2 protein-coding genes are annotated in these 3,445 nt (G+C 66.4%); both read right to left on the bottom strand.

The window, feature by feature from the left end:
• Positions 1 to 85: 85 nt before the first annotated feature.
• On the bottom strand, positions 86 to 520 hold the full coding sequence (locus tag AB0J08_RS41275; protein WP_360645243.1) for a replication-relaxation family protein: 435 nt from the start codon (positions 518 to 520) through the stop codon (positions 86 to 88).
• A 195-nt stretch (positions 521 to 715) separates the two neighbouring features.
• Positions 716 to 2,980 carry a type IV secretion system DNA-binding domain-containing protein gene (locus AB0J08_RS41270; protein WP_360645241.1) on the bottom strand — a complete coding sequence of 755 codons (2,265 nt, stop codon included), beginning with the start codon at positions 2,978 to 2,980 and terminating at the stop codon, positions 716 to 718.
• Positions 2,981 to 3,445 lie beyond the last annotated feature (465 nt).

Genomic DNA, 3,445 nt, shown 5'->3' with positions numbered 1-3,445 from the left:
CCCATCTGATCGACGCCTGCCTCACCGAGACCGGACTGATCATGGACGGCTGAGCTCAGCAACAGCCGACATCACGCAATCAAGTTCAGTAGCGGTCGCGGTAATCGCGCTTGGCGGCGCCTTCGATCTGAAAGTCACGGATTGCCACCTCCCCGCCCCGGGCCTCGACGGACAGCTGGACGTACAGATCGCCAATCGCCAGCCAGTGATCAATGAAGGCGTGACTCGGATGCCAGACCTTGCGCTGCCGCAGACCCACCGTCTCGATTTGGTCAGTGAGCCGGGCCCCCACATTGGTGAGCACAAAGACGTAGCCGGGCGGGCTGGGCACGCGATCCCGAGCGGTGTTGGCGAAGCGGCGAACTAAGCCGTATGACTCCAGGCGTGCCAGACGCTTCCGCATGGTTCGGATAGCCGTATCGCTGACCTGGTCGCCGGTCTCTAGGTGGATCAACTGGGCGACAGTGGCCACTCGCATGGTGGCGAGCCGGTCAAGGAGCGATTGCTCGCTTGGAAGCAGGGTTGGGACCGGACGGCGCAGGTGCGCCAGAAACAGCAGTGGAAGAAAATGGATGAGACCTATAGCAATACCTCCAGTGCATTGGTGGCGTCAAAGACACCTATAAATAGTCGTACGCAGTTTTGAGCCTTCGCCAGATACGCAGCGGCGTCTAAAGTGAACAGGTTGGGCCCCGGTTACGGCCCTGCATAACCGCTATGCCTGGAGTACGCGTGGGCGCTGCGAGGCGGCCAGTTGCAGCTGCCGCCGCTGCTCGATCTCCTGTTGGATGTCGGTCAGCGTGCGTGCGTGGCGGTCGAGTGAGGCGGCCAGCGCGGCCGACCCCCACCCGCTGGGTTCGGGTTGGGGATGCGTCTGGATGGTGACGGGCGGGCTGACCTGGCCGGCGTGGGCCACCACGGCCAGGGCCGTGTGCCGCCGGAGGTCCAGGAAGTCGTCGCGCTGCACCTCGCGGCCGAAGGCCTTCGCCAGCGTGCTCCCATCGAGCGGGCCGGCTTGGAACGCCACCTTGGTGCGGGCTTCGCTCAGCAGGGCGGCACGCAGCTGGAACGAGGCCTGGTCCAGGTGCTGCAGGGCGGCGATGACGTCCAGGCCGTGCCCGCGGGCGCGGGCCAGCATGTCGCCCAGATCCGTGCCGCCCCGCAGGAAACGGGGCGCTTCGTCGATGTACAGGGAGACGGGCCGGCGCTGCACGTGCGAGACCTCACTGCGCCGCTGGACGGCGTTCCAGACCATCTGGACCACCAGCACGCCGAGCAGATCGGCCGCCTCGGAGCCAACCGAGCCGGACGGCAGGGCCACGACCAGGATCTTCCCCTGGTCGAGGACGTCGGCCATGGTCCAGGTGGGCCTGGCTTGGCCGAGGATGGCCCGCAGTCGCCAGCGGTCGATCATGGGCGAGACCTTGTTCAGCACCGCCGGCACCGTGGCGGCGTAGGTGCCATCGGCATCGGCGTCGAACCGGGCGAAGTAGTCGCGCACCGTTAAGGCGAACACCGGATCAAGCTGGGCCACTAACTGGTCGCGAAATGCGGCGTTGGTCAGCACTGCCGGCAGCTCCAGGAGCGTCTGGTCGGTTGAGGCCAACAGCACCAGGGCGTTGCGCAGGAGCTCAGCCAGCTTCGGCCCCCAGCTGTCCGCCTGCCCTTTGAGCAAGTGGAAGATCTGGTCGGCCACCAGCTCGGCGTCCGCGGGCGGACCGGCCAGCGGGTTGAGCCCCACCGGTCGACTGCTCGACGGGTCGAGGTAGATCAGGTCGTGGGCGCGGCTGGCCGGTACCCGCTCGATGACGTCGCTGGCCAAGTCGCCGCCTGGGTCGATCACGATGACGCCCCGGCCGGCTCGCATGTCCTGTGTGATCTCGTTCAGCAGCAAGGTGCTCTTGCCGGTGCCCGTGGGCCCGATGACCAGCTGGTGCATGGCCTCCTCCGGTGGCACTGCCACCGGGCGATGCAAGCCGCTGTACGTCGCCGTGCCGAGGAGCCGGCCGGTGGTCGGGACATCGGCGGTGGGCGGGAACTCCCGCCCCCCGATCAGGCTCAGACCCTGGAGGGCGGGCGCGCCCAGCGGCCAGGCCACCAGCGTGGCCAGCTCCGTGGCGTTGAGGTAGATCGCTGCCCACAACCGGGTAGCGGCTCGGGCCAGCCAGGCGGTGCCCGCGTGCAGCGGCTGCCAGCGCGGGACAAGTTCAGCGCCGTCTTGGTCCAGCTGGTGCAGCGAGGCCATGAGCCGGCCGACCAGCAGATGCGCTCGGCCCTTCGTCGCCGCGCGGGCGGCCACCAGGCCGACCACCCCGAACCACGGCGCGCCCACCTTCACCTTGAAGTCGGCCCGGGCCTGCTGGTCGTAGAGGGGCGGCGGAGCGCCGGCCAGCAGCTGGCCGAGGCGCTGCAGCCAGCCGGTGGTGGGCCGCGGCTCCGCTGACACCGCTCGGGGCGTGCGCACGGGGTAGACCGCCAGCTGGTACAGCAACGTCTCCTCCGGCCCGATGGGCTGGAGCGAGCTGATCAGGCTGGCGGCGAAGGCCGCGGGGGCCTCCGTCCGGAGGGATCGCAGGGCGGTGGTGAGGTGGATGCGCCGCAGCCACTGCGGCTGCGGCAAGACCGGCTGCCGAACGAGCTCGGCGCGGATGCCGGGCGCCACCGCTCGCAGCTGCCGTAGCAGCGCGTCGGCCTGGTGCTCCGGTAGCCGCAGCCGGTACTCGATGCGGTCCGGTCGACCAACCAGCTCGAACACCACACTGTCCCGGCCAAACAGCCAGGCACGCTGGGGCCGCAGCCTGGATAAGGCATGCAGGAAGTCCGCCACCTGCTGAATCGTTAGGTCGCGTGGATGATGAAGCTGATAGGTCAGACGGTGGGTGTCTCGGGCCAGCTGGTCGCTGTAGCGTAGGCGAATAATAAATGCGATTGCGGCACCTAGCAGCACGACGCTGCTGGCCAATAGAGCACGGTCACTCATGGGCGGGGTCTCCGTTATTTACAACATGGAGCCCGGCAGATGAGGGACAGTACCGCGTGAGACGATACCGGTCATGTGGTCGCCGTTCGGCGCATCCACTCTCGCAAAGTCGCAAAAAGCCGCGTCAAGCGGCCTGCGATTTCGACAGATCGAAATGTTTTCAATTTCAAACCTGTGCATCTAGTATAGCATGCAAAAGGTTGAATTGTCAATGATTCCAAGGCTTTTCCAAGCCATTTTCTGACATTTTCTCAGCACCCTATCTGTTGGCGAATTTTGCGGCGTCGCCATATCCCTGGTGCGCGTCAAGCTGCCGGAAGTGGCGCAAAAGCCTGCGGAAGGATGACTTCCGTATCTTTGCAATGGACTTAGTGGTTGGCTCCGGAAGTCCTTCGGGGGTTGATCACGTTGCCAGGGCGACGGAGGATTCTTCCTGGTGATCGGCGGTGTGCCGGTCGAGCCTGG

This window comes from Kitasatospora sp. NPDC050463, from assembly GCF_040655255.1.
In the GTDB taxonomy this organism is placed as follows: Bacteria; Actinomycetota; Actinomycetes; order Streptomycetales; family Streptomycetaceae; genus Kitasatospora.
The sequence above is the reverse complement of the archived record's forward strand: the minus strand, read 5'-3'. Positions and strand labels throughout refer to the sequence as shown.

What these genes read in the sequence shown, in the direction of transcription:
- AB0J08_RS41270 (WP_360645241.1), bottom strand. Translation starts at nt 2,980, where the DNA reads ATGAGTGACCGTGCTCTATTGGCCAGCAGCGTCGTGCTGCTAGGTGCC.